This is a genomic window from Bradyrhizobium sp. 62B (assembly GCF_030272265.2).
GTDB lineage: Bacteria > Pseudomonadota > Alphaproteobacteria > Rhizobiales > Xanthobacteraceae > Bradyrhizobium.
The window spans coordinates 3,711,249-3,731,107 of sequence record NZ_CP092841.2; the positions used below are offsets into that span (position 1 = coordinate 3,711,249).

The 19,859-nt window shown below is 65.5% G+C and carries 18 protein-coding genes; 9 read left to right on the plus strand and 9 right to left on the minus strand.

Going from position 1 to position 19,859, the window contains the following annotated elements; translation table 11 throughout:
• Positions 1 to 5: 5 nt before the first annotated feature.
• Positions 6 to 1,175: a nitrogen regulation protein NR(II) gene (locus ML401_RS17400; protein ID WP_194402108.1), complete on the minus strand. Its 1,170-nt coding sequence runs from the start codon at positions 1,173 to 1,175 to the stop codon at positions 6 to 8.
• On the minus strand, positions 1,172 to 2,173 hold the full coding sequence (dusB, locus tag ML401_RS17405) for a tRNA dihydrouridine synthase DusB (RefSeq protein ID WP_285812567.1): 1,002 nt from the start codon (positions 2,171 to 2,173) through the stop codon (positions 1,172 to 1,174). The genes ML401_RS17400 and dusB overlap by 4 nt, the downstream gene beginning before the upstream one ends.
• Positions 2,174 to 2,453: 280 nt before the next feature.
• Between dusB and ML401_RS17410 the strand changes: the two genes are divergently transcribed.
• Entirely contained in the window at positions 2,454 to 3,635 is a 1,182-nt protein-coding gene (locus ML401_RS17410) for a bifunctional 2-C-methyl-D-erythritol 4-phosphate cytidylyltransferase/2-C-methyl-D-erythritol 2,4-cyclodiphosphate synthase (RefSeq protein ID WP_285812568.1), read from the plus strand.
• 3 nt (positions 3,636 to 3,638) lie between these two features.
• Positions 3,639 to 4,244 carry a CinA family protein gene (locus ML401_RS17415; protein WP_194402110.1) on the plus strand — a complete coding sequence of 202 codons (606 nt, stop codon included), beginning with the start codon at positions 3,639 to 3,641 and terminating at the stop codon, positions 4,242 to 4,244.
• Positions 4,245 to 4,250: 6 nt separating this feature from the next.
• On the opposite strand, the gene ML401_RS17420 is transcribed toward ML401_RS17415, so the two are convergent.
• Positions 4,251 to 5,030: a mechanosensitive ion channel family protein gene (locus ML401_RS17420; protein WP_212066534.1), complete on the minus strand. Its 780-nt coding sequence runs from the start codon at positions 5,028 to 5,030 to the stop codon at positions 4,251 to 4,253.
• A 940-nt stretch (positions 5,031 to 5,970) separates the two neighbouring features.
• On the opposite strand from ML401_RS17420, the gene ML401_RS17425 reads away from it, so the two are divergent.
• From ML401_RS17425 to ML401_RS17450, 6 genes are read left to right on the plus strand one after another with little or no spacing between them, the layout of a single operon-like run.
• Positions 5,971 to 6,678: a c-type cytochrome gene (locus tag ML401_RS17425; RefSeq protein ID WP_211417082.1), complete on the plus strand. Its 708-nt coding sequence runs from the start codon at positions 5,971 to 5,973 to the stop codon at positions 6,676 to 6,678.
• An 11-nt stretch (positions 6,679 to 6,689) separates the two neighbouring features.
• Positions 6,690 to 7,928, plus strand: a complete 1,239-nt coding sequence (locus ML401_RS17430; protein ID WP_211417501.1) for a cytochrome c — start codon at positions 6,690 to 6,692, stop codon at positions 7,926 to 7,928.
• 8 nt (positions 7,929 to 7,936) lie between these two features.
• Positions 7,937 to 8,113, plus strand: a complete 177-nt coding sequence (locus ML401_RS17435) for a hypothetical protein (RefSeq protein ID WP_194402114.1) — start codon at positions 7,937 to 7,939, stop codon at positions 8,111 to 8,113.
• Positions 8,110 to 8,679, plus strand: coding sequence for a cytochrome C oxidase subunit II (locus ML401_RS17440; protein WP_285812569.1), 570 nt, complete (start codon positions 8,110 to 8,112; stop codon positions 8,677 to 8,679). Before ML401_RS17435 ends, ML401_RS17440 begins: the two co-directional genes overlap by 4 nt.
• Positions 8,666 to 10,288, plus strand: coding sequence for a b(o/a)3-type cytochrome-c oxidase subunit 1 (locus ML401_RS17445; RefSeq protein WP_259210274.1), 1,623 nt, complete (start codon positions 8,666 to 8,668; stop codon positions 10,286 to 10,288). Before ML401_RS17440 ends, ML401_RS17445 begins: the two co-directional genes overlap by 14 nt.
• The gene (locus tag ML401_RS17450; RefSeq protein WP_211417085.1) at positions 10,288 to 11,103 is read left to right on the plus strand and encodes a cytochrome c; all 816 of its coding nucleotides are present in this window, start codon (positions 10,288 to 10,290) and stop codon (positions 11,101 to 11,103) included. The genes ML401_RS17445 and ML401_RS17450 overlap by 1 nt, the downstream gene beginning before the upstream one ends.
• A 183-nt stretch (positions 11,104 to 11,286) precedes the next feature.
• Here ML401_RS17450 and ML401_RS17455 read toward each other — a convergent pair whose 3' ends face one another.
• Both ML401_RS17455 and lipA read right to left on the minus strand, forming a co-directional pair.
• Complete coding sequence (locus ML401_RS17455; protein WP_211417086.1) at positions 11,287 to 11,757, minus strand: type II toxin-antitoxin system RatA family toxin; 471 nt, start codon at positions 11,755 to 11,757, stop codon at positions 11,287 to 11,289.
• A gap of 18 nt (positions 11,758 to 11,775) precedes the next feature.
• Positions 11,776 to 12,732 carry a lipoyl synthase gene (gene lipA / locus ML401_RS17460; RefSeq protein ID WP_211417087.1) on the minus strand — a complete coding sequence of 319 codons (957 nt, stop codon included), beginning with the start codon at positions 12,730 to 12,732 and terminating at the stop codon, positions 11,776 to 11,778.
• A 130-nt stretch (positions 12,733 to 12,862) separates the two neighbouring features.
• Between lipA and ML401_RS17465 the strand changes: the two genes are divergently transcribed.
• Positions 12,863 to 13,465 (plus strand): DNA-3-methyladenine glycosylase, encoded by a 603-nt coding sequence (locus ML401_RS17465; protein WP_212066525.1) that lies wholly within the window; start codon positions 12,863 to 12,865, stop codon positions 13,463 to 13,465.
• 2 nt (positions 13,466 to 13,467) lie between these two features.
• Here ML401_RS17465 and ML401_RS17470 read toward each other — a convergent pair whose 3' ends face one another.
• The 4 genes from ML401_RS17470 to ML401_RS17485 form a co-directional block, all read right to left on the minus strand.
• Complete coding sequence (locus ML401_RS17470) at positions 13,468 to 16,344, minus strand: valine--tRNA ligase (protein ID WP_285812570.1); 2,877 nt, start codon at positions 16,342 to 16,344, stop codon at positions 13,468 to 13,470.
• A 126-nt stretch (positions 16,345 to 16,470) separates the two neighbouring features.
• Positions 16,471 to 17,244: a PopZ family protein gene (locus tag ML401_RS17475; RefSeq protein ID WP_212066521.1), complete on the minus strand. Its 774-nt coding sequence runs from the start codon at positions 17,242 to 17,244 to the stop codon at positions 16,471 to 16,473.
• A gap of 303 nt (positions 17,245 to 17,547) precedes the next feature.
• The gene (locus ML401_RS17480) at positions 17,548 to 18,933 is read right to left on the minus strand and encodes a TolC family outer membrane protein (protein ID WP_194402123.1); all 1,386 of its coding nucleotides are present in this window, start codon (positions 18,931 to 18,933) and stop codon (positions 17,548 to 17,550) included.
• A gap of 204 nt (positions 18,934 to 19,137) precedes the next feature.
• Entirely contained in the window at positions 19,138 to 19,770 is a 633-nt protein-coding gene (locus ML401_RS17485) for a protein-L-isoaspartate O-methyltransferase (RefSeq protein ID WP_212066658.1), read from the minus strand.
• Positions 19,771 to 19,859: the final 89 nt, after the last annotated feature.

Consider the following 19,859-nt stretch of genomic DNA (forward strand, 5'->3'; position numbering starts at 1 on the left):
AATCCTCATTTCGCCCCCTGTGACACAGGCGACGACTTCCCGGCAGAGTCGGCGCGACTGCTTTGATCGGCATGTTTCACCGATGTGGAATACATCGGCATCAGCACGCGGAAGGTGGTCTTGCGCGGCTGAGATTCGCATTCGATGATGCCCCCGTGATCGCCGACGATCTTGGCGACCAGCGCAAGACCCAGGCCCGAGCCGGTCTGCTTGGTGGTCACGAAGGGATCGAACAGGTTGGGCAGAAGATCGTCCGGCACGCCTGGTCCGTTGTCCTTCACGCAGAATTCGAGAGGCAACGATACCCGGGATTTTTGACCAGGGACTGACAGGCGCACGCCTGGGCGGAACGCGGTGGTAAGCTGGATCTCCGCGTCGGGCACGTCGATCAGGGCTTCGGCGGCGTTCTTCACCAGATTGAGGAACACCTGGATCAACTGATCCTGGTTCGCCAGCACCGGCGGCAGCGAGGGATCGTAATCCTCGATGAAGCGGATGTTGCGGGCAAAGCCGGACTGCGCCAGCCGCTTCACGTGGTCGAGCACCGAATGGATGTTGACGGGACCACGCACCACGGGACGCTCGTCGCCGAACACCTCCATGCGGTCGACCAGCGTCACGATGCGGTCGGCCTCGTCGCAGATCAGGCGCGTCAGCATGCGGTCTTCCGAGGAGGCCTGCTGCTCCAGCAGTTGCGCGGCGCCGCGGATGCCGGAGAGCGGGTTCTTGATCTCGTGCGCCAGCATCGCGGCGAGCGCGATCACCGAGCGCGCCGCGCTGCGATGGGTGAGCTGGCGGTCCATCTTGTCGGCGATGGAGCGCTCCTGCAGCATCACCACGATATGCCCGGGCCGCTCGGTGAGCGGGGCGACGTGCAGATCGACCTGGCGGTCGCCGCCCATGCGCGGCGTGCCGAGATCGACCTTGTATTCGTTGACCGGCGAGTTCGACGAGCGCACCTGGTCGATCAGCGCCAGCAAGGGGCTGCCGAACGGCACCAGCTCCTTCAGCGACTGCCGCTTCAGGAATTGCGTCGAGATCTCGAAGAAGGCTTCGGTGGCGATGTTGGCGGCGACGATCTTGCCGTCGGGCCCGATCATCAGCACGGGATTGGGAAGCGCATCCAGGATCGCGTCGCTGTCGGCGGGCTGGCGATGGTCAGCGGCTGAGCTCATGCAGCAGCGCTCCATGCGAAGTCGTCGAAGGCATCCTCTAGCGACTGGTGGACGAGGCGCGGATCCTCCGAGGTGAGGATCTTCTGGCGCCAGGACTTCAGCTTCTCGACGGAAGCCCCGCTCGCCTCTGCCGCGACATCGAGCGCCCAGCCGAGATGCTTGCGGGCATGCTTCAGCCCGACGCGGAGACCATAGAGCGCGCAGACGCCCTCATAGAGCGTGCGGACATAATGCAGCTGGGTTTCGAGCGAGGGCACAGCCTCTTCGGCCCCGCCCTTGAGGCGTCGGCCGATCTGGCCGGGCAGCCAGGGCTGGCCGTTCGCGCCGCGGCCGATCATCACGGCGTCGGCGCCGGAGGCCTCGAGCGCCGCAAGCGCCCGCTCGTAGGAGGTGATGTCGCCGTTGACGACGAGTGGGATTGCGATGGCCTCGCGCACGGCGCGGATCGCATCCCAATCGGCCTCGCCCTTGTAGAACTGGCTGCGCGTGCGGCCATGGACCGTGACGAGCTTGACGCCGGCTGCCTCTGCGCGACGCGCCAGTTCCGGCGCGTTGCGGCTGCGGTCGTCCCAGCCGAGCCGCATCTTCAGCGTCACCGGCACCTTCACCGCGGCGATGGTGGCATCGATCAGGCTGACGGCGTGGTCGAGGTCGCGCATCAGGGCCGAGCCGGACTGGCCGCCGGTGACGTGGCGGGCCGGACAGCCCATGTTGATGTCGATGATGTCAGCGCCTTCGGCCTCGGCGATCCTTGCGCCTTCGGCCATCCAATGCGCCTCGCAGCCGGCGAGCTGGACCACGTGCGGGCCAATTCCAGTGGCTTCGCAGCGCAACCGGGACATCCGGTGGCCGTTGGCGAGCTCATCGCTGGCGGTCATTTCCGAGACGACGAGACCCGCCCCGAGCTCCGCGGCCAGCTTGCGGACAGGCGAGTCAGTCACCCCCGACATCGGCGCCAGGAAGACCGGGTTGGCGACATCAATATCGCCTATTTTCAACGGCTTAGAGCCGGATACTGTCGAACCGGTCACAGGGGTCTCGTCGACTGGGCAGGGCCTCATCGCGCCTGCCATGACCTATCTTGCGCACAATTCTTGTGCAGTCAAGCGCCATGCCTACAGTTTAGACAATTCTGCAAATCTTTCAAGTGCAGTGCAGCAAAATGCTGTTTCCAACAATCCGGGGAAACCCCCTTTTTTTGCGGGCCTGCCGTGCTAGAGGCATGCGGCAATCACCCCACTCCCCGACTCTCCATCACCAATCGAGTATTCGAGTCCTATGGCGAAATCACAGCGCACCGCAGTCGTTCTCGTCGCAGCCGGGCGTGGACTGCGTGCAGGCGCCGGAGGGCCGAAGCAATATCGCGAGATCGGCGGCGTGCCAGTGATCTATCGCGCCATGGAAGCCTTCAGCCGCCACGCGGATGTGTTTGCGGTGCAGCCGGTGGTGAACCCCGACGACAGCGCCATGTTCACGGCCGCGGTCGCCGGATTGAAGCATGAGCCGCCGACCAGCGGCGGCGCCACCCGTCAGGCCTCCGTGCTCGCCGGCCTCGAGGCGCTCGCCAAACACAAGCCGGACATCGTGCTGATCCACGACGCGGCCCGTCCCTTCGTCTCGGCCGGCGTGATCTCGCGCGCGATCGAGGCGGCGAGCCGCACCGGCGCCGCGATCCCCGTCGTCCCCGTCACCGACACCATCAAGGTCACCGGCGCGAGCGGCAATGTCGAGGATACGCCGGACCGGGCAAGCTTGCGGATCGCGCAGACGCCGCAATCCTTTCGTTTCGACGTCATCCTCGAGGCGCATCGTCGCGCGGCGAAGGACGGGCGCTCAGATTTCACCGACGATGCCGCGATTGCCGAATGGGCGGGATTGACGGTCGCAACCTTTGAAGGCGATGTTGCCAACATGAAGCTCACCACTCCCGAGGATTTCGTGCGCGAGGAAGCACGCCTGGCTGCCCAGCTCGGCGATATCAGGACCGGCACCGGCTACGACGTGCACGCCTTCGGCGAAGGCGACCATCTCATGCTCTGCGGCGTGCGCGTGCCGCACACCAAGGGGTTTCTCGCCCATTCCGACGGGGATGTCGGCCTGCATGCGCTGGTCGACGCCATCCTCGGTGCGCTCGCCGACGGCGACATCGGATCGCACTTCCCGCCGAGCGATGCGAAGTGGAAGGGCGCCTCCTCCGACCAGTTCCTGAAATACGCCATCGAGCGCGTCACGGCGCGCGGCGGCCGCGTCGCCAATCTCGAGGTCACCATGATCTGCGAGCGGCCGAAGATCGGCCCGCTCCGCGACGTGATGCGCGCGCGAATCGCCGAGATCTCCGGCGTCGACATCTCGCGCGTCGCGGTCAAGGCGACGACCAGCGAGCGGCTCGGCTTCACCGGCCGCGAGGAAGGCATCGCGGCCACCGCGAGCGCCACCATCCGTCTTCCCTGGGGCGTCTAGGCCATGGGCGGCAGCGACGCACGCGCCCTCTCCCGCTCGCTGCTCGATCTGTGCCGGATGCGCAAGCTGACGATCGCGACCGCTGAATCCTGCACCGGCGGCCTCGTCGCCGGCGCGCTGACCGACATCCCCGGCTCGTCCGACGTGATCGATCGCGGCTTCGTCACCTATTCCAACGATGCCAAGCGCGCGATGCTCGGCGTCGAAGCCGGCACGCTCGCCCATTTCGGCGCCGTCAGCAAGGAAACCGCAACCGCGATGGCGATCGGCGCACTGGAGCGCGCCGGCGTCGATCTCGCCGTCGCCATCACAGGCATTGCCGGCCCCGGCGGCGCGACGCCGGGCAAGCCGGTCGGTCTCGTCCACTTCGCCGCCGCGGCCCGCGACGGCCGGATCATCCACCGCGAGCACCGCTTCGGCGCGATCGGCCGCACCGCCGTGCGTCAGCGCTCCGTCGTCGAGGCGCTGCGCATGCTGATGGATCTCGCCCGTGGTCCGCAAGCCCAGACCAAGCCGCGTGCCGCCGCAACCCGCCTGCGCCCGCGCGCGACCCGCTCGCCGCGCCGGCATGTGGTGAAGCGCAGGCCGCCGCGGTCGCCGCGGGGCTGAAGCACCTCATGCGGCTGCGAGCAGCGCGCTTGCGTGATCGAGCACGCACTGCTTGACCGCGTCAGCTTGCGACGGCTTTGCTTTCGCACTGACCGTCAACTCCAGGATCGGCGCCGCAGGATTGGCGACATCGAGAACCTTGGTGACGGAAACGGCAGGTTGCGCGTGATCGTCGATGCGCGAGTCGTTGCGCAATTCCTTCAGGATGCGATCGGCCATCGCATTGGCCGCGCCCGCCGGGACCGGAAACGCCACCTTGATCTCGCCCGTGCCGGGGTAAGCACTGTGATTGACGATGGCCGCGCCCCACACCTGTCCGTTCGGCAACAGGATCTGCGTGTTGTCGGGCGCAACCAGCTCGGTCATGAACAGCGACAGCGACTTCACCTTCCCCGCCTTGCCGGCCACCTCGACGTCGTCGCCGACGTGAAAGGGCCGGAACAACAGCAGCATCACGCCGGCGGCGAGATTGGAGAGCGTGCCCTGCAAGGCGAGACCGATGGCGAGCGATGTCGCGCCCAGCACGGCAACGAGGCTCGCGGTCTGGATGCCGAACAGCTGAAGCACGGCGATGCCGACCACGGCCAGGACGCCGTAGCGCGCCAGACTGCCCACGAACAAGGTGACGAGCGGGTCGACGCGGTGCGTGACGCTCAACAGGCGCGTGACGAAACGCTGCATGGCGCCGGACAGATACCAGCCGATCGCGAGCAGCAGGATCGCGTAGATCCCGTTCAGGCCATACAGGACGAGCGAGGCTTTCAGCGTGTCGAAATTGACGGTCATGACGGCTCCAACCCGGACAATCCGTACCAAACTCGCGGCAGCCCGAAATGATCCGAAGGGAACACCGCCCCGTAGGGCGGATTAGCGAAGCGTAATCCGCCGCATCACTAGCTGGAACGACCGGGACGGCGGATGACGCCTTCGGCTGATCCGCCCTACGGTGCACAATCTCTTGCGTTGCCCGACGGGCAAAACACACCAGCCGTTGGGCAAAGGCGCGCCCGCAAAATATTCGCCTTTACAGAATTTCGACTTTGCCGCATCCTCCGGCCACCTCACCCCGGTCAGAGGGGCGTATCGCGATCGTCACGAAACGTGGGGTGAGCTGCGGTGGACGCGAGTCACATCGGCGCGAGAGGCATCGCAGGGCGGCAAAACCGTGAGCGAGGCGCCTTCGCGCACACGACCGGTGTGACATGCGTACGGCAAAACCGTGTGGTCCTGACGCCCGGGGTCTGTGCGTCAAGTCTTGCGGTGATGTGGCGGCCCGACCGGGCACGCGCATCAGCGATCTGCAAGGCGACGGGGGCAATAGTGCATCGCTCCCCGGGGAGAGCTCGGCATAAGCCGTCAAACCACTGCGCAGGGAAGGCCGGCTGTTGGGCTTCACCTGTATGCCGCTGTGCAGTTTCTTGACACGCAGGTTTCGCACAGTGGACCGCGGGTGCCAGTCGGCATCCGGTCTTCCCTGCGCCCTCTGACAAAGAGGGTGATATGATTATGCAAGACTCGGACAGGAACTGCCGCGAGGCTGCTGCGTTATGTGCAGTTTTCAAAAAACACGCAAATCTTGTCGAATCCGATCGGATCGCGAATGCCGACGACGCGACCAAACGTCATTGCTCACGTCCGAGCTTGCGCGAGAATATACTGGCGCAATAAAGTCGCTTTACCGTGTGGTCCGGAATCAACCGGACCAGCCTTATGGAGGGCGACGAAAGTGTTCGCTCGCACCGCGGCGTCAGTCGCTGTGATCATCACCTTGGCCGCCATTGATGGCGCGGCCGCGCAAACGGTCAATCAGCCGCCCGACACGATGGCGGCGCGGGTCGAGGCCTGCACGCCCTGTCACGGCAACAAGGGCGAAGGCACCAGTGATGTCTATTTCCCGCGCCTCGCCGGCAAACCGGCCGGCTATCTCTACAACCAGCTCCTCGCCTTTCGCAGCGGCCGGCGCAAATATCCGCCGATGAACTATCTGCTGGAGTTTCTGCCTGATCCCTATCTGGAGGCGATGGCGGAATATTTCGCCGGCGAGCATCCGCCGCTGCCGCAGCCGGCGCCGAGCGACGTCAGCAAGGACATCCTCGCGCAGGGCGAGCTGCTCGCCACAAGCGGCGATGCCAGCCGCAACATTCCGGCCTGCGTCAGCTGTCACGGCCCGGCGCTGGCAGGCATGCAGCCCGGCATCCCCGGCCTGCTCGGCTTGCGCGCCAATTATATCAGCGCCCAGCTCGGCGCCTGGCGCTATGGCACGCGCACGGCGAAATCGCCTGACTGCATGCAGCTCGTCGCCGGGCATCTGACCGAGGCCGATGTCACGGCTGTCTCTGCCTGGCTCGCGACGCGACCCGCGCCCACGAATCCGGCCCCCGTCCCGAAAGGCAGCTACGCACTGCCATTCGCGTGCGGCAGCCAGCCCAACTGACGAGGCGGATGATGGGCTCGAAACTGTCGATCACACTCCTTGTCCTGATTGCTCTGACGACGGTCGCGCAGGCTCAGGACAAAAGCAGCGATATCATCGCGCGCGGCGAGTATCTCGCCCGTGCCGGGGACTGCACCGCCTGCCACACCGCGCCGGAGGGTCGCCTGTTCGCCGGCGGCCGCGCCATGCCGACGCCGTTCGGCACGCTCTACACCTCCAACATCACGCCCGATGCGGAGACCGGGATCGGTAAATGGAGCGCGGATGATTTCTACAAGACGATGCACAGCGGCCGCTTCCCGGACGGCGGGCTGATCTATCCGGCGATGCCGTTCGCGTCCTACACCAAGGTCACGCGCGCCGACAGCGACGCGATCTACGCGTATCTGCGCTCGATCCCGCAGGTGAGCCAGAAGAACAAACCGCATGAGCTGCGCTTTCCCTATGACAACCGCCAGCTCATTCTCGGCTGGCGCACGCTGTTCTTCAGTGAGGGCGAGTTCAAGCCCGATCCCAAGAAATCCGCCGAATGGAATCGCGGCGCCTACCTTGTCGAGGGCCTCGGCCATTGTGGCATGTGCCATTCGCCGATCAACGCGCTCGGTGGCACCTCACAATCGGACGCCTTCAAGGGCGGCCTGATCCCGATGCAGAACTGGTACGCGCCGTCGCTGACGTCAAACCGCGAGGCCGGGCTTGGCGACTGGAGCATCAAGGACATCACCGACCTGCTCCAGACCGGCGTCTCCATGCGTGGCGTGGTCTACGGCCCGATGGCCGAAGTGGTTCACAACAGCCTGCAATATCTCAACGACGAGGACACGCGCGCCATGGCGGTGTACCTCAAGGGCATTGCGGAGCCCTCGCCTCCGCCGCCGGCAAGCTCGACGCTGCCGACCAGCGAGAGCAGCCTGCTGATCAGCCTCGGCAAGACCGTCTACGACAAGCACTGCGCGAGCTGTCACGGCACGCAGGGCGAAGGCAAGCCGCCGCATTGGCCGCCGCTGGCCAACAACCAGTCGATCGAGATGCAGTCGGCGGTCAATCCGATCCGCATGGTGCTCAATGGCGGCTATCCGCCGGGGACCAAGGGCAATCCGATGCCCTATGGCATGCCACCCTTCGCAGGCCTGTTGTCGGACAATGAGATCGCCGCCGTCGTCTCCTATATCCGCACGGCCTGGGGCAATCGCGGCACGCCGGTCTCGGCGCGCGAGGCCAACGAGCTGCGTTCCGCGCCGCTGAACTGAGACATCGCATGATCAATTCCGATCCCCCCACCAGCCCAGCGGCCGCCGACCAGGCCGTCGAGGAGGTCGTGGCCCAAGGGCCGTCCGGCGCGATCGTGCTCGCGGGCATCGCCACGGCCTGCGTCGTCGCGATGTGGTTCGCCTTCTATCTGTTTGTCTTCCTGCCGCGCGGACCGCTGCAATGAGCGTACACGAAACCCACAGCGGCGCCAGCGTCGAGGTCGCAGCCCGCGTCGAGCGGCGCTGGGCCACCATTGCCGTGATTATGATCGTGATGATGGCCGGGCTTGCGGCTTTCGCCGGCATCCATCGCGCGACCATGCCGCAGCCGCGCGTCGAGATCACCGATCCCTCACGGCTGCATCTGTCCGGCGAATTCGTCGAGAGCAATCTCGGCAGCGTGCTGGAAACCAACGGCAATGTCACGGTGCGCGCGATCGGCCAGCAATACTCCTTTACGCCGGCCTGCATTCTAGTTCCCGCCGACACGCCGATCACGCTGCGCGCCACCAGTGCCGACGTCGTGCACGGCATCCTGATCCAGGGCACCAACGTCAACACCATGTTGGTGCCCGGCTACATTTCCGAGCAGCTGATGCGCTTTACCAGGACCGGCGACTATCTGATGCCCTGCCAGGAGTTCTGCTCTTTCGGCCACGAGGGCATGTGGGGTAAGGTCAAGGTGATCGGCAAAGCCGAATTTGCGAACCGCGCAAAGGGTGGCGGGAGGCTGAGCTGTGTTGGTCAATAGAAAGCTCATCCTCGCCCATTTCTGGTTGGCCTTTGTCGTGTTCGGCATCGCGCTGACGCTCGGCGCCTGGCAGATGTTCATCCGCAGCCCGATCGGCACATGGCTGTCCAATCCTGAGCTCTACTACCGCTCGCTGACCGCGCACGGCACCGTGATGGGATACGTGTTCCCGACGCTGGTCGCGATGGGATTTGGCTACGCCATCAGCGAGTCCGCGCTGCAGCAGCGCCTGGTCGGCGTGCGCTGGGCCTGGGCCGGCTTCTGGCTGATCGTCGCCGGCAGCATCATGGCGGTGATCCCGATCGCGCTCGGCCGCGCCTCGGTCCTCTACACCTTCTATCCGCCGCTGATCGGCAACGTCTTCTACTATCTCGGCGTGGTCCTGGTCGTGGTCGGCTCCTGGATCTGGGTCGCGCTGATGTCGATCAATTTGCGGGTCTGGCGCAAGGCCAATCCCGGCGCACCGGTGCCGCTCGCGATGTTCGCCAATGTCGCGGGCTCTTATCTGTGGGCCTGGACTGCGGTCGGCGCCGCGCTCGAGCTGCTGCTGCAGATCATCCCGGTGGCGGCCGGTCTGAAGACGACCATCGATGCCGGCTTGGCGCGCGTGTTCTTCTCCTGGACGCTGCACGCCATCGTCTATTTCTGGCTGATGCCGACCTACATAGCCTATTACACCATCGTGCCGCGCGCGATCGGCGGCCGGGTCTATTCCGACTCTATGGCGCGGATCTCCTTCATCCTGTTCCTGGTGGTGGCGATGCCGATCGGCATGCATCATACCTTCGCCGATCCGCAGGTCGGTGCCGGCTTCAAGTTCATCCATTCGGCCTTCACCGCGCTGGTGGCGCTACCGACGCTGCTGACCGTGTTCACGATCTGCGCCTCGGTCGAGATCGCGGCGCGGCTGCGCGGCGGGCGCGGGATGTTCGGCTGGATCAAGGCCCTGCCCTGGGACAATCCGATGATGCTGGCGCTGGCGTTCTCCTTCGTCATGCTGGGCTTCGGAGGTGCCGGCGGCCTCATCAACATGAGCTACCAACTCGATGCCTCCATTCACAACACGCAGTGGATCACCGGCCATTTCCACCTGATCTTCGGCGGCGCCATCGTGATCATGTATTTCGCGATCGCCTATGATTTGTGGCCGCATCTGACCGGGCGCGAGCTGATCGACCTCCGCCTGATCCGCACCCAGCTCTGGCTGTGGTTCGTCGGCATGATCATCACCACTTTCCCCTGGCACTGGGTCGGCATCTTGGGCATGCCGCGCCGCATGGCCTATTTCGACTTCGGCGATCCCGCGATCGCGCCGCAGGCGCTTTCGGTGACTCTCTCGGCGATCGGCGGCTTCATCCTGTTGGCCTCGGGCATCATGTTCATCGTCATCCTGGCGCGCGGCATGCGTGCGCCGCAGGCTGACGCGGGCCCGTACCGCTTTGCGCTGGCCGTGCATCAGCCCGCGACCGTGCCGGTCGCGCTCAACACCCACGCGCTGTGGGTGGCGCTGATGATCGGCCTCACGCTGACGAATTACGGCTATCCGATCCTGAACCTGGCACTGAGCTCGGGCACCTCGGTGCCGGCCGTCTATGTGGGAGCGCAGTGATGAGCACGCGCGACCTCTTCACCCTCCGCAACAGCCATTTCAGGATCGGCGTCGGAGTCACCGCGGCGATCCTGATCGTGACCGCGATTGCCGGCTTCCTCGTGCTGCCCTACGCGCAGCCCTGGGTGCAGTTCGCGGGCGTCTGGGACGCGATCTGCAGCGCGGCCGGCGTGCTGCAGCGTGCGCCCGATGTCACCGCCCCCGAGCAGACCAAGCGTCTGTCCGAGGTCGTGCTGACCTCGAACACACTGTCGCGCCCGAGCCAGGAGGCGATCGGCCGCGGCGCGACCCTGGCGCAGCGTTGCGCGATCTGCCACGGCCCGACCGGCGTCAGCCGCGCGGACTCGCCCAATCTCGCCGGCCAGTATGCCGCCGTGATCTACAAGCAGCTGCACGACTTCCGCTCGGCTGCGCGCACCAATGCCGTGATGTCGCCGTTCGCGGTCAACCTGACCGACCAGGAGATCGCCGATCTTGCGAACTATTACGCCTATCTGCCCCGGCTGCCGGCCTATCATCCGACACCGCAACTGCCGAAGCCGAACATCGTCATCTACGGCGCGCCGATGCGCGGCATCGCGCCCTGCGGCTCCTGCCATGGCAGCCTCGACAACAAGACCGGCAGTCCATGGCTGGAAGGCCAGTCGGAAGCGTACATGAAGGCGCAGCTCCAGGCCTTCGCCTCCGGTGAGCGCCGCAACGACATCAGCCAGCAGATGCGCAACATCGCGCGCGCGATGACACCGCAGGAGATCGAGCAGGCCGCGGCATATTATGCCTCGCAGCCACCCGATGTGGTGAAGGCGGTGGATTGAGGACGGTCTCGTGCCCCGGACGCAGCGCAGCTCTCTAGGCGATGCGAAGCATCGTCCGGGAGCGGTGCGCTGCAGAGCCGGGGCCCATCTCACCTCGTCTTGCCGTGTTGCTTTCTGGGTCCCGGCTCTGCGCAGCAACGCTTGCGCGTTGCAGCGCGTCCTGGACACGAGAGTTGCAACAGCTTACGTCGACGCCAGCTTCGGTCGACCGTAAATGGCATCCGCACGCTTTTCGAACGCGGCCGAGAACCGCGCGAAGGCGGCATCGAACATCGAGCCCATCAGGAGCGCCAGCATGCGGCTCTTGAATTCGTAGGACAGGAAGAAACCGACGTCGCAGACGCCCTCACCCTTGGGCTCGAACGTCCAGCGGTTTTCCAGATTACTGAAGGGACCTTGCAGATACTCGACGAGAATCTTCAAATTGGCGTGGTCGAGCGTCACGCGGCTGGTGAAGGATTCCTTGACCAGCTTGAACGACACCGTCATGTCGGCCACCAGCACCTCGGTGCCGTCGGGCTTGGCCATCCGCTGGCGCACCTTCAGCGCGCTGCAGAGCGGCACGAATTCCGGATAGCGCTCGACGTCGGCGACCAGGTCGAACATCTCGGATGCGCTGTGATTGACACGGCGCTTGCTCGAAAATTTGGGCATGGTGACTCAGATGGCGGTTCAGCGGGCGCTAGCTGCCCGCGCGGCCTTCAGTCTCGCAAAATCCTCGCCGGCATGATGCGACGACCGGGTCAGCGGGCTCGCGGACACCATCAGGAAACCCTTGGTGTAGGCGATCTTCTCATAGGACGAAAACTCGTCCGGCGGCACATAGCGCATCACCGCGTGGTGCTTGCGGGTCGGCTGAAGATACTGGCCGATGGTCAGGAAATCGACGTCGGCGGAGCGCAGATCGTCCATCACCTGCTGCACCTCGTGGCGCTCCTCGCCGAGGCCGACCATGATGCCGGATTTGGTGAAGATGGTGGAATCGAGTTCCTTGACCCGCTGCAACAGCCGGATCGAATGGAAATAGCGCGCGCCGGGCCGCACTGTCAGATAGCGCGACGGCACGGTCTCGAGATTGTGGTTGAAGACGTCGGGCTTGGCGGCGACGACGATTTCGAGGGCGCCCTCCTTGCGCAGGAAGTCGGGCGTCAGGATCTCGATCGTCGTCGTGGGACAGGCGGAGCGGATCGCACGGATGGTCTGGGCAAAATGCTCGGCGCCGCCATCAGCGAGGTCGTCGCGATCGACCGAGGTGACGACGACATGAGCAAGGCCGAGCTTGGCCGTCGCCTCGGCCACATGCTGCGGCTCGGCCGCATCCAGCGCATTCGGCAGGCCCGTCTTGACGTTGCAGAAGGCGCAGGCCCGGGTGCAGGTGTCACCCATGATCATGAAGGTCGCGTGCTTCTTGTCCCAGCACTCGCCGATATTCGGGCAGCCCGCTTCCTCGCACACGGTGTGCAAGCCGTTGGATTGCACGATGTTGCGGGTGTCGGCATAGCCGCGGGTGGTCGGCGCACGCACGCGGATCCAGTCCGGCTTCGGCGGGGAAACGGAATCAGGCCGGTTCACCTTTTCGGGGTGGCGCGGGCGCAACGGGTTCGTGATGGTATCGACAATAACGACCATGGGGTGTCCGGTCTGTTCAGGTCCTACCTAGTCGGTCTGGCCGTGCATCGCAACCCGGCTCGCCCCGCTTCAGGGAACATGGCAGATATGGGCAATATCCTGCTCTGTTCTCAAGCGATTCTCACCTCGAATGGCTCCAACCTCCAAGACGTCCACACCCCGGCTCGGCAAAGTCCTGAAGCGCGGCTTTTTCGATCGCAGCGTCCACGAGGTCGCGCCCGACCTGATCGGCGCGACCCTACTGGTCGGCGGCGTCGGCGGGATCATCGTCGAGGTCGAGGCCTATCATCATACCGAGCCCGCGGCGCACTCCTACAACGGCCCGACACCGCGGAACCAGATCATGTTCGGCCCGCCGGGCTTTGCCTATGTCTACCGCTCCTACGGCATCCACTGGTGCGTGAACTTCGTCTGCGAGGAGGAAGGCTCGGCCAGCGCCGTGCTGATCCGCGCGCTGGAGCCGACGCATGGCATCGGGGCCATGCGTCGCCGCCGTCATCTCCAGGATCTGCACGCGCTGTGCTCGGGCCCGGGCAAGTTGACCGAGGCGCTCGGCATCACCATCGCCCACAACACTCTGCCGCTGGACCGCCCGCCGATCGCACTGCACGCGCGGACGGAGGATGTCGAGGTCGCCACCGGCATCCGGATCGGCATCACCAAGGCGGTCGAGCTGCCCTGGCGCTATGGCGTCAGAGGCTCGAAGTTTCTCAGCAAGCCGTTCCCGAAATAGGCTTACGTCGCCTGCTTCAACCGCTCCAGCGCCTCGAGCAGCTTGGCCTTGCGGGCCAGCGCGGCCTCGCGCTTCTCGCGCTCCTCCTCTACGACCTCCTCGGCCGCGTTGGCGACGAATTTCTCGTTCGCGAGCTTCGACTCGGCGCGCTTGATGTCGGCGTCGGCCTTGGCGATCTCCTTGTCGAGGCGCGTGCGCTCGGCGGCGACGTCGATCACGCCCTTGAGCGGCAGCGCGGCCACTTCGCCGCGCACGAGCAGCTGGACCGCACCATCGGGCGCACGGTCGGCGAAGGAGATGTCCGACAGCCGGGCCATGCGCTTGATGACGTCAGTCCAGCGCGGCGCGCGCTCCCTGGTTTCGGCCGAGGCGCCGGCGAGCACCAGCGCCGTCAGCGTTGCCGGCGGGATATTCATCTCGGCGCGCACTGAGCGGATCTGCGTGACGAGGTCGATCACCCAGCCGATCTCGGCTTCCGCCTTGGGATCGGTGAAGTCGGCATGGTCGAAGATCGGCAGCACCCAGGCCGGCGAGACGAGCGGATCGGTCGTCCCCGTCGTCGCAGCCAGCATCGCAAGCTGCTCGGGCGTCGGCTCGGCCCGCTTCAGCGGCCATTGCGCCAATGCGAGCAGGCCGTCACGCTTGGCCGTCACCTCCCAAAGCTCCTCGGTGATGAAGGGCATGAAGGGGTGCAGCAGCTTCAGGATCTCGTCGCGCGCCCAGGCGACCATGGCGCGGGTCTCGTCCTTGGCGGGACTGTCCGGGCCAAGCAGCACGGGCTTGGCGAGCTCGACATACCAGTCGCAATAGACGTTCCAGACAAAGCGGTAGATCGCGCCGGCCGCATCGTTGAAGCGATAGGCTTCAATGGCCTCGGTCACCTCGCGCGTGGTGTGCGCGCTCTCATGTGCGATCCAGCGGTTCAGCGTCTCCTTCGCCTTCGCCGGCTCGAAACCGTCGGGCACGGCGCAGTGGTTCATTTCCGCGAAGCGGCAGGCGTTCCAGAGCTTGGTCGCGAAATTGCGGTAGCCCTCGACGCGGCTGGTGGCGAGCTTGATGTCGCGCCCCTGCGCCGCCATCGCGGCCAGGGTAAAGCGCAGCGCGTCCGCGCCGTATTCGTCGATCAGGTTGAGCGGATCGATGACGTTGCCCTTCGACTTCGACATCTTGGCGCCCTTCTCGTCGCGGACGAGGGCGTGGATGTAGATCGTCGAGAACGGCACCTCCTTCATGAAGTGCAGGCCCATCATCATCATGCGGGCGACCCAGAAGAAGATGATGTCGAAGCCGGTCACCAGCGCATTGGTCGGGTAGTAGCGCTGCACCTCGGGGGCGTCTTCGGGCCAGCCGAGCGTCGAGAACGGCCACAGCGCCGAGGAGAACCAGGTGTCGAGCACGTCCTCGTCGCGCGTGATGAAGCCTTCGCGCTTGTTGCGGTCGAGCGCCATCTCGCGGCCCTGCTCGGCCGTGATGACCTCCTGCTCGACGTAATAGCCGAGGGCGTGGCTGATCGCCTCCTCCTCGGTCTCGGCGACGAACACCTTGCCGTCAGGCCCGTACCAGGCCGGGATCTGGTGGCCCCACCAGAGCTGGCGCGAGATGCACCAGGGCTGGATGTTCTCCATCCAGTCGAAATAGGTCTTCTCCCAGTTTTTCGGCACGAACGAGGTTTCGCCCGAACGCACCGCCGCGATCGCCGGTTTCGCGAGCGTCTTGGCGTCGACATACCATTGGTCGGTCAGGTACGGCTCGATCACGCTGCCCGAGCGGTCGCCATGCGGCACCATGTGGGTGTGCGGCTCGATCCGCTCGACGAAGCCGAAGCTCTCCAGGCGCTCGACGATGCGCTTGCGCGCGGCGAAGCGGTCGACCCGGTGGAATTCCTCGGCGAATTGCGAGGCGCCTTCCGGCAGGTCGCGCAGATAGTCCTCGTTGCCGACGAGATCGAGACAACCTTCCCGGTCGATCACGCTGATGCGGCGCAGGCCGTGGCGATTGCCGACCTCGAAGTCGTTGAAGTCGTGCGCCGGCGTCACCTTGACCGCGCCCGAGCCCTTCTCCGGATCGGAATAATCGTCGGCGACGATCGCAATCTTGCGGCCGACCAGCGGCAGGATGACGTTTTTGCCGACCAGCTTCTGATAGCGCTCATCCTCGGGATGCACGGCCACGCCGGTGTCGCCGAGCATGGTCTCGGGGCGCGTGGTGGCGACGACGATGAAGCTCGAGGGATCCTCGGGGTTGAAGGTCTTGCCTTCGATCGGGTAGCGCAGATACCAGAGGTGACCCTTCACCTCGGTCTGCTGCACTTCGAGATCGGAGATCGCGGTGAGCAGCTTGGTGTCCCAGTTCACCAGCCGCTTGTCCTTGTAGATCAGGCCGTCGCGGTGCAGCTCGACGAACACCTTGACGACGGCCTTCGAGAGGCCCTCGTCCATGGTGAAGCGTTCGCGCGACCAGTCGCAGGAAGCGCCGAGGCGCTTGAGCTGGTTGATGATGGTGTCGCCGCTCTCGGCCTTCCACTGCCAGACCCGCTCCAGGAATTTCTCGCGGCCCATCTCGCGGCGGCCGGGCTGCTGCCGTTCCATCAGCTGCCGCTCGACCACCATCTGGGTGGCGATGCCGGCATGATCGGTGCCGGGCTGCCACAGCACGTCGCGGCCGCGCATGCGCTCGAACCGGCAGAGGATGTCCTGCAGCGTGTTGTTGAGGGCGTGGCCCATGTGCAGCGAGCCCGTCACGTTCGGCGGCGGGATCACGATGGTAAACGGCACGGCGTCGCGGCGGTCAGGGCGTCCGGCCTTGAAGGCAAGGCTGTCCTCCCACACCACGGACATGCGGGCTTCGATATCGGCGGGCTGGTAATTTTTCTCGATCATGGGGCTGTAGAAAGCCGCGTGTGCGGGTCAAGTCAACGGGAAGCTCAGCGGCTAAGGGCATTCGGCCCGCTCCGCAGGCCGAATATGCCCTGAGAGCAGGGCTTTATCGGGGCCGGACCGCCGGTCTCAGCGGCCGCCGCGCGAGACCCGCTCGATTTCGGCCTTCACGATGCGTTCCACGAGGCCCGGCAAATTGTCGTCGAGCCAGGATTTCAGCATCGGACGCAGCATCTCCTTGACCAGATCTTCCAGCGTCCGTGCGTTGCTGCTGAGCACCGTATGGGCCAGGGAATTGAACGCGGATTCGACCGCCGAGACCGTCGACTGCGCGAGCATGGGCTGCTGCGGCGGCAACGGCGGGGCATCGAAATCGACCGGCGCGTAGGACGGTGGCGGCGTTGGGCGCGGCGGCGGCGCTTCGGCGAATTCGAGATCGTCCCGCGGCTCGACCTTGCGGAAGCTCGGTGGCGGCGGAGCCGGTGTCGGGTCCATCGCCATCTCGTCGGTCAATTCGAGCACGTCGGGCTCAGGCTCGGGTTCGGGCTCCGGCTCGGGCGTGCGGACCTCGGGCGCAGGTGTGGCCGCATCGAGCCCCGCCAGCAGCGCGTCGATGTCGTCCTGGCTGTTTGGCGATGCATCCGCCGCAGGTGCGGGAGCTGGAGCCGGCTTTGCGGCCGGAGGTGGCGCGGGCTTCTCGGCGGCCGGCTTGGGCGGTGCGACCTTGGAGGGCGGAATGTCGTTCATCACCTGCGGCTTCGGCGGGGCTGCGGGGGCCGCGGCTTTCTCGGGCTTAGCGGTCTCGGCCGGCGGCGGCTTGGCCTCATCGTCGGCAATGATGCGCCGGATCGAGGCCAGAATCTCCTCCATCGAGGGTTCTGTAACCTTTGCAGGCTGCGTCATCTCCGACTCCACATCATCAACGCCCTCGCATGCGTTGTTTTACACCAAGCAGGACAGGATTGGCCGGTTCCGCACCAAGTGGCCCGACATTTTCGTCGCGGCAGCCCGACTTGTCCCCAGATCACGGCTCAACGTGCGGCGGTGCGCCCCTGCCCCCGGCACTCAAGCTTTACGCACACAGCATCAGTGCGAGGCGAATCGACCCGCATTCTCTTGGCAAGGCTATGTCAGGGATTTTGACGATTGCAAGCAAAGCGCCGGTCGGCCTCGGCTATTCGCGTGGCCGACCGGACGATTACGGGATCAGCGCCCGTCAGGCGTGCGCACACCGCCCCAGCTGTCGCGGACTTGATGGTAGTGAACGCTGGGATCGTAAACATTGGTCGCAAGGCCCAGGACCTGCGGCGCCAGACGGCCGACGGCGGCGAGGACGTTGTACGATGCGACGACACGGTCGTGCTGCGCGGTCACGAGCGCGACGCGCGCATTGACCAGCGCCTGCTGCGCGTTGAGCACGTCGAGCGTGGTGCGCTGCCCGGCCTTGGCTTCCTCGCGTACGCCGTTCAGCGCGATCTCGGACGCCGCCACCTGCGCCTGCGCCGACTGCACCTGCGCCTTGCCGGCCTGCAGCGAGCCCCACCATTGCACGACGGTCGCGCGGGTCTGATCGCGCGTGTTTTCGAGGTTGAGACGTTGCTGAGCCAGGTTTTCCTTGGATTGACGGATCAGCGAATATTCACTGCCACCCTGATAGATCGGCACCGAGATCTGCGCGAGCGCTGTGGCACTGAGCGAACGGTATTGAATCAAAGATTGTTCGTAGGCTTGGGTCACCCCCGCCTGCAGTGTGACTGTCGGCAGCAGAGCGCCCTCGGCGACCTTGACCTGCAGGTAATTGACGTCGATGCCGAACATCGCAGCCGTGACGTTCGGATGCTCGACGAGGCCGAGCTCGACCGCGGCAGCGAGCGTCGCGGGCAGGAAACGGTCCACGGGCGAGCCGGGCGCCAAGTTCGTCGGCTCGTTGCCGATGATGCGGCGGAAGTTCGCGCGCGTCGTGGTGAGATTCGCCTCGGCGGTCAGGGCCTGCGTCCTGCCGGCCGCCAGCTGTGCTTCCGATTGCGCAACGTCGGTGCGGGTCACTTCGCCGACGTTGAAACGATCACGGGTCTGCTTGAGGGTCTGCTCGAGGACCCGCACGTTGCTGCGCTGAACTTCGAGCGTCGCCGCGTCGCGCAGATAGTCCATGTAGGTCGTAGCAGCCTGGAGCAGCACGGTTTGATCGAGGCTGCGCAGCGCTTCGCGAGAGCCGGAAACCTGGCTCTCCGCGGCGCGCGTCCTGTTAGCCGTCTGGTTGCCGTTGTAAAGCGTCTGCGAAGCCGTCAGTCCCACGCTCCGGGGATAGCCTTTGCCGTTGACCGGATCGCTGGTGGAAGAACTCTTGAAGTCCGAGTACTGAATGCCCCCGCTCGCCGTCAGATTGACCTTCGGGCGATAGCCGGACAAAGCCTGCGGCACGTTTTCGTCAGTCGAGCGCACCTGGGCACGCTGTGCGTTGAGCTGCGGATTGTTCTGATAGGCGCGCACCAGTGCGGCGTTGATCGTGTCCGCCAAGGCAGGCGTCGGCCCGGCAAGCGCCAGCAACAGGACCGAAACCGCAGCTCCGGTGGAGAGCTTCACCCCATGCATCCCAAAATTTCCGTTCATTCTAACGCCCGGCTCGTGCCCGCGAGCTGGGTTACCGTCTACCGAGTGGAGTCGTTGCCCCGCCGCAACATAGGCTGCGGATTGGCGCGACGGAACTACCTGAGGGTAGTTCCCGGTGGAAACTCTTCACGTGCAGCATCCCGGCCACACTTCTGATTCAGAACGGGATTTTAATGGGCTTTGCCGTCAGAAGACGAAGCCGGCCGCCCGCGCCAGCCCGGGAAGGACCGGGGCGGCGGCGTCGAACAGGGCCCGATGGCCGAATTCACCGTGGGTATGGGTCACGATCACGGCCCGCGGCGGCCTGGATTCGGCGGACACGCCCACCAGGCGCCCGCCCTCCTTCAGCTGCCCGAGCAGGGGTTCCGGCATCACCTCGGCAGCGCCATTGAGGATGATCACGTCATAGGGAGCGGCGGACGGATCGCCCTCGCCGCAGGCGGCGGCCTTGCAGGCGACATTGGCAAGCTTCAGGGCAGCGAAGGCATTCGTGGCCTTCGCGGCCAGCGCCGAATCGCATTCCGTCGCGGTGACCTGGCGCGCCAGCTTGGCTGCCAGCGCGGCGAAATATCCCGTCGCACAGCCGACCACCAGCACGTTGTCGCCCTCGCCGATCTCGGCGGCCTGTAGCAGCTTGCCGGTCAGCTGCGGCTTGATGAGGAAGCGCTTGGCTCCACCCTCGCTGACGTCAAGATCGAGGTCGAGGTAAGCCAGTGCCTGCCTGTCGGCCGGCACGAAGGCCTCGCGCGGAACCGTGAGCATGGCATCGAGAACACGACGGTCGGTGACGTCATTGGTGCGCACCTGGCCATCGACCATTTTGAGGCGCCGCTTCTCGCTCTCCGCAGCCTGCTTCTTGCGTTCTGCAGCCTGATGGATCTCCAGGGCGTCCGTCCGGTACCCGGATT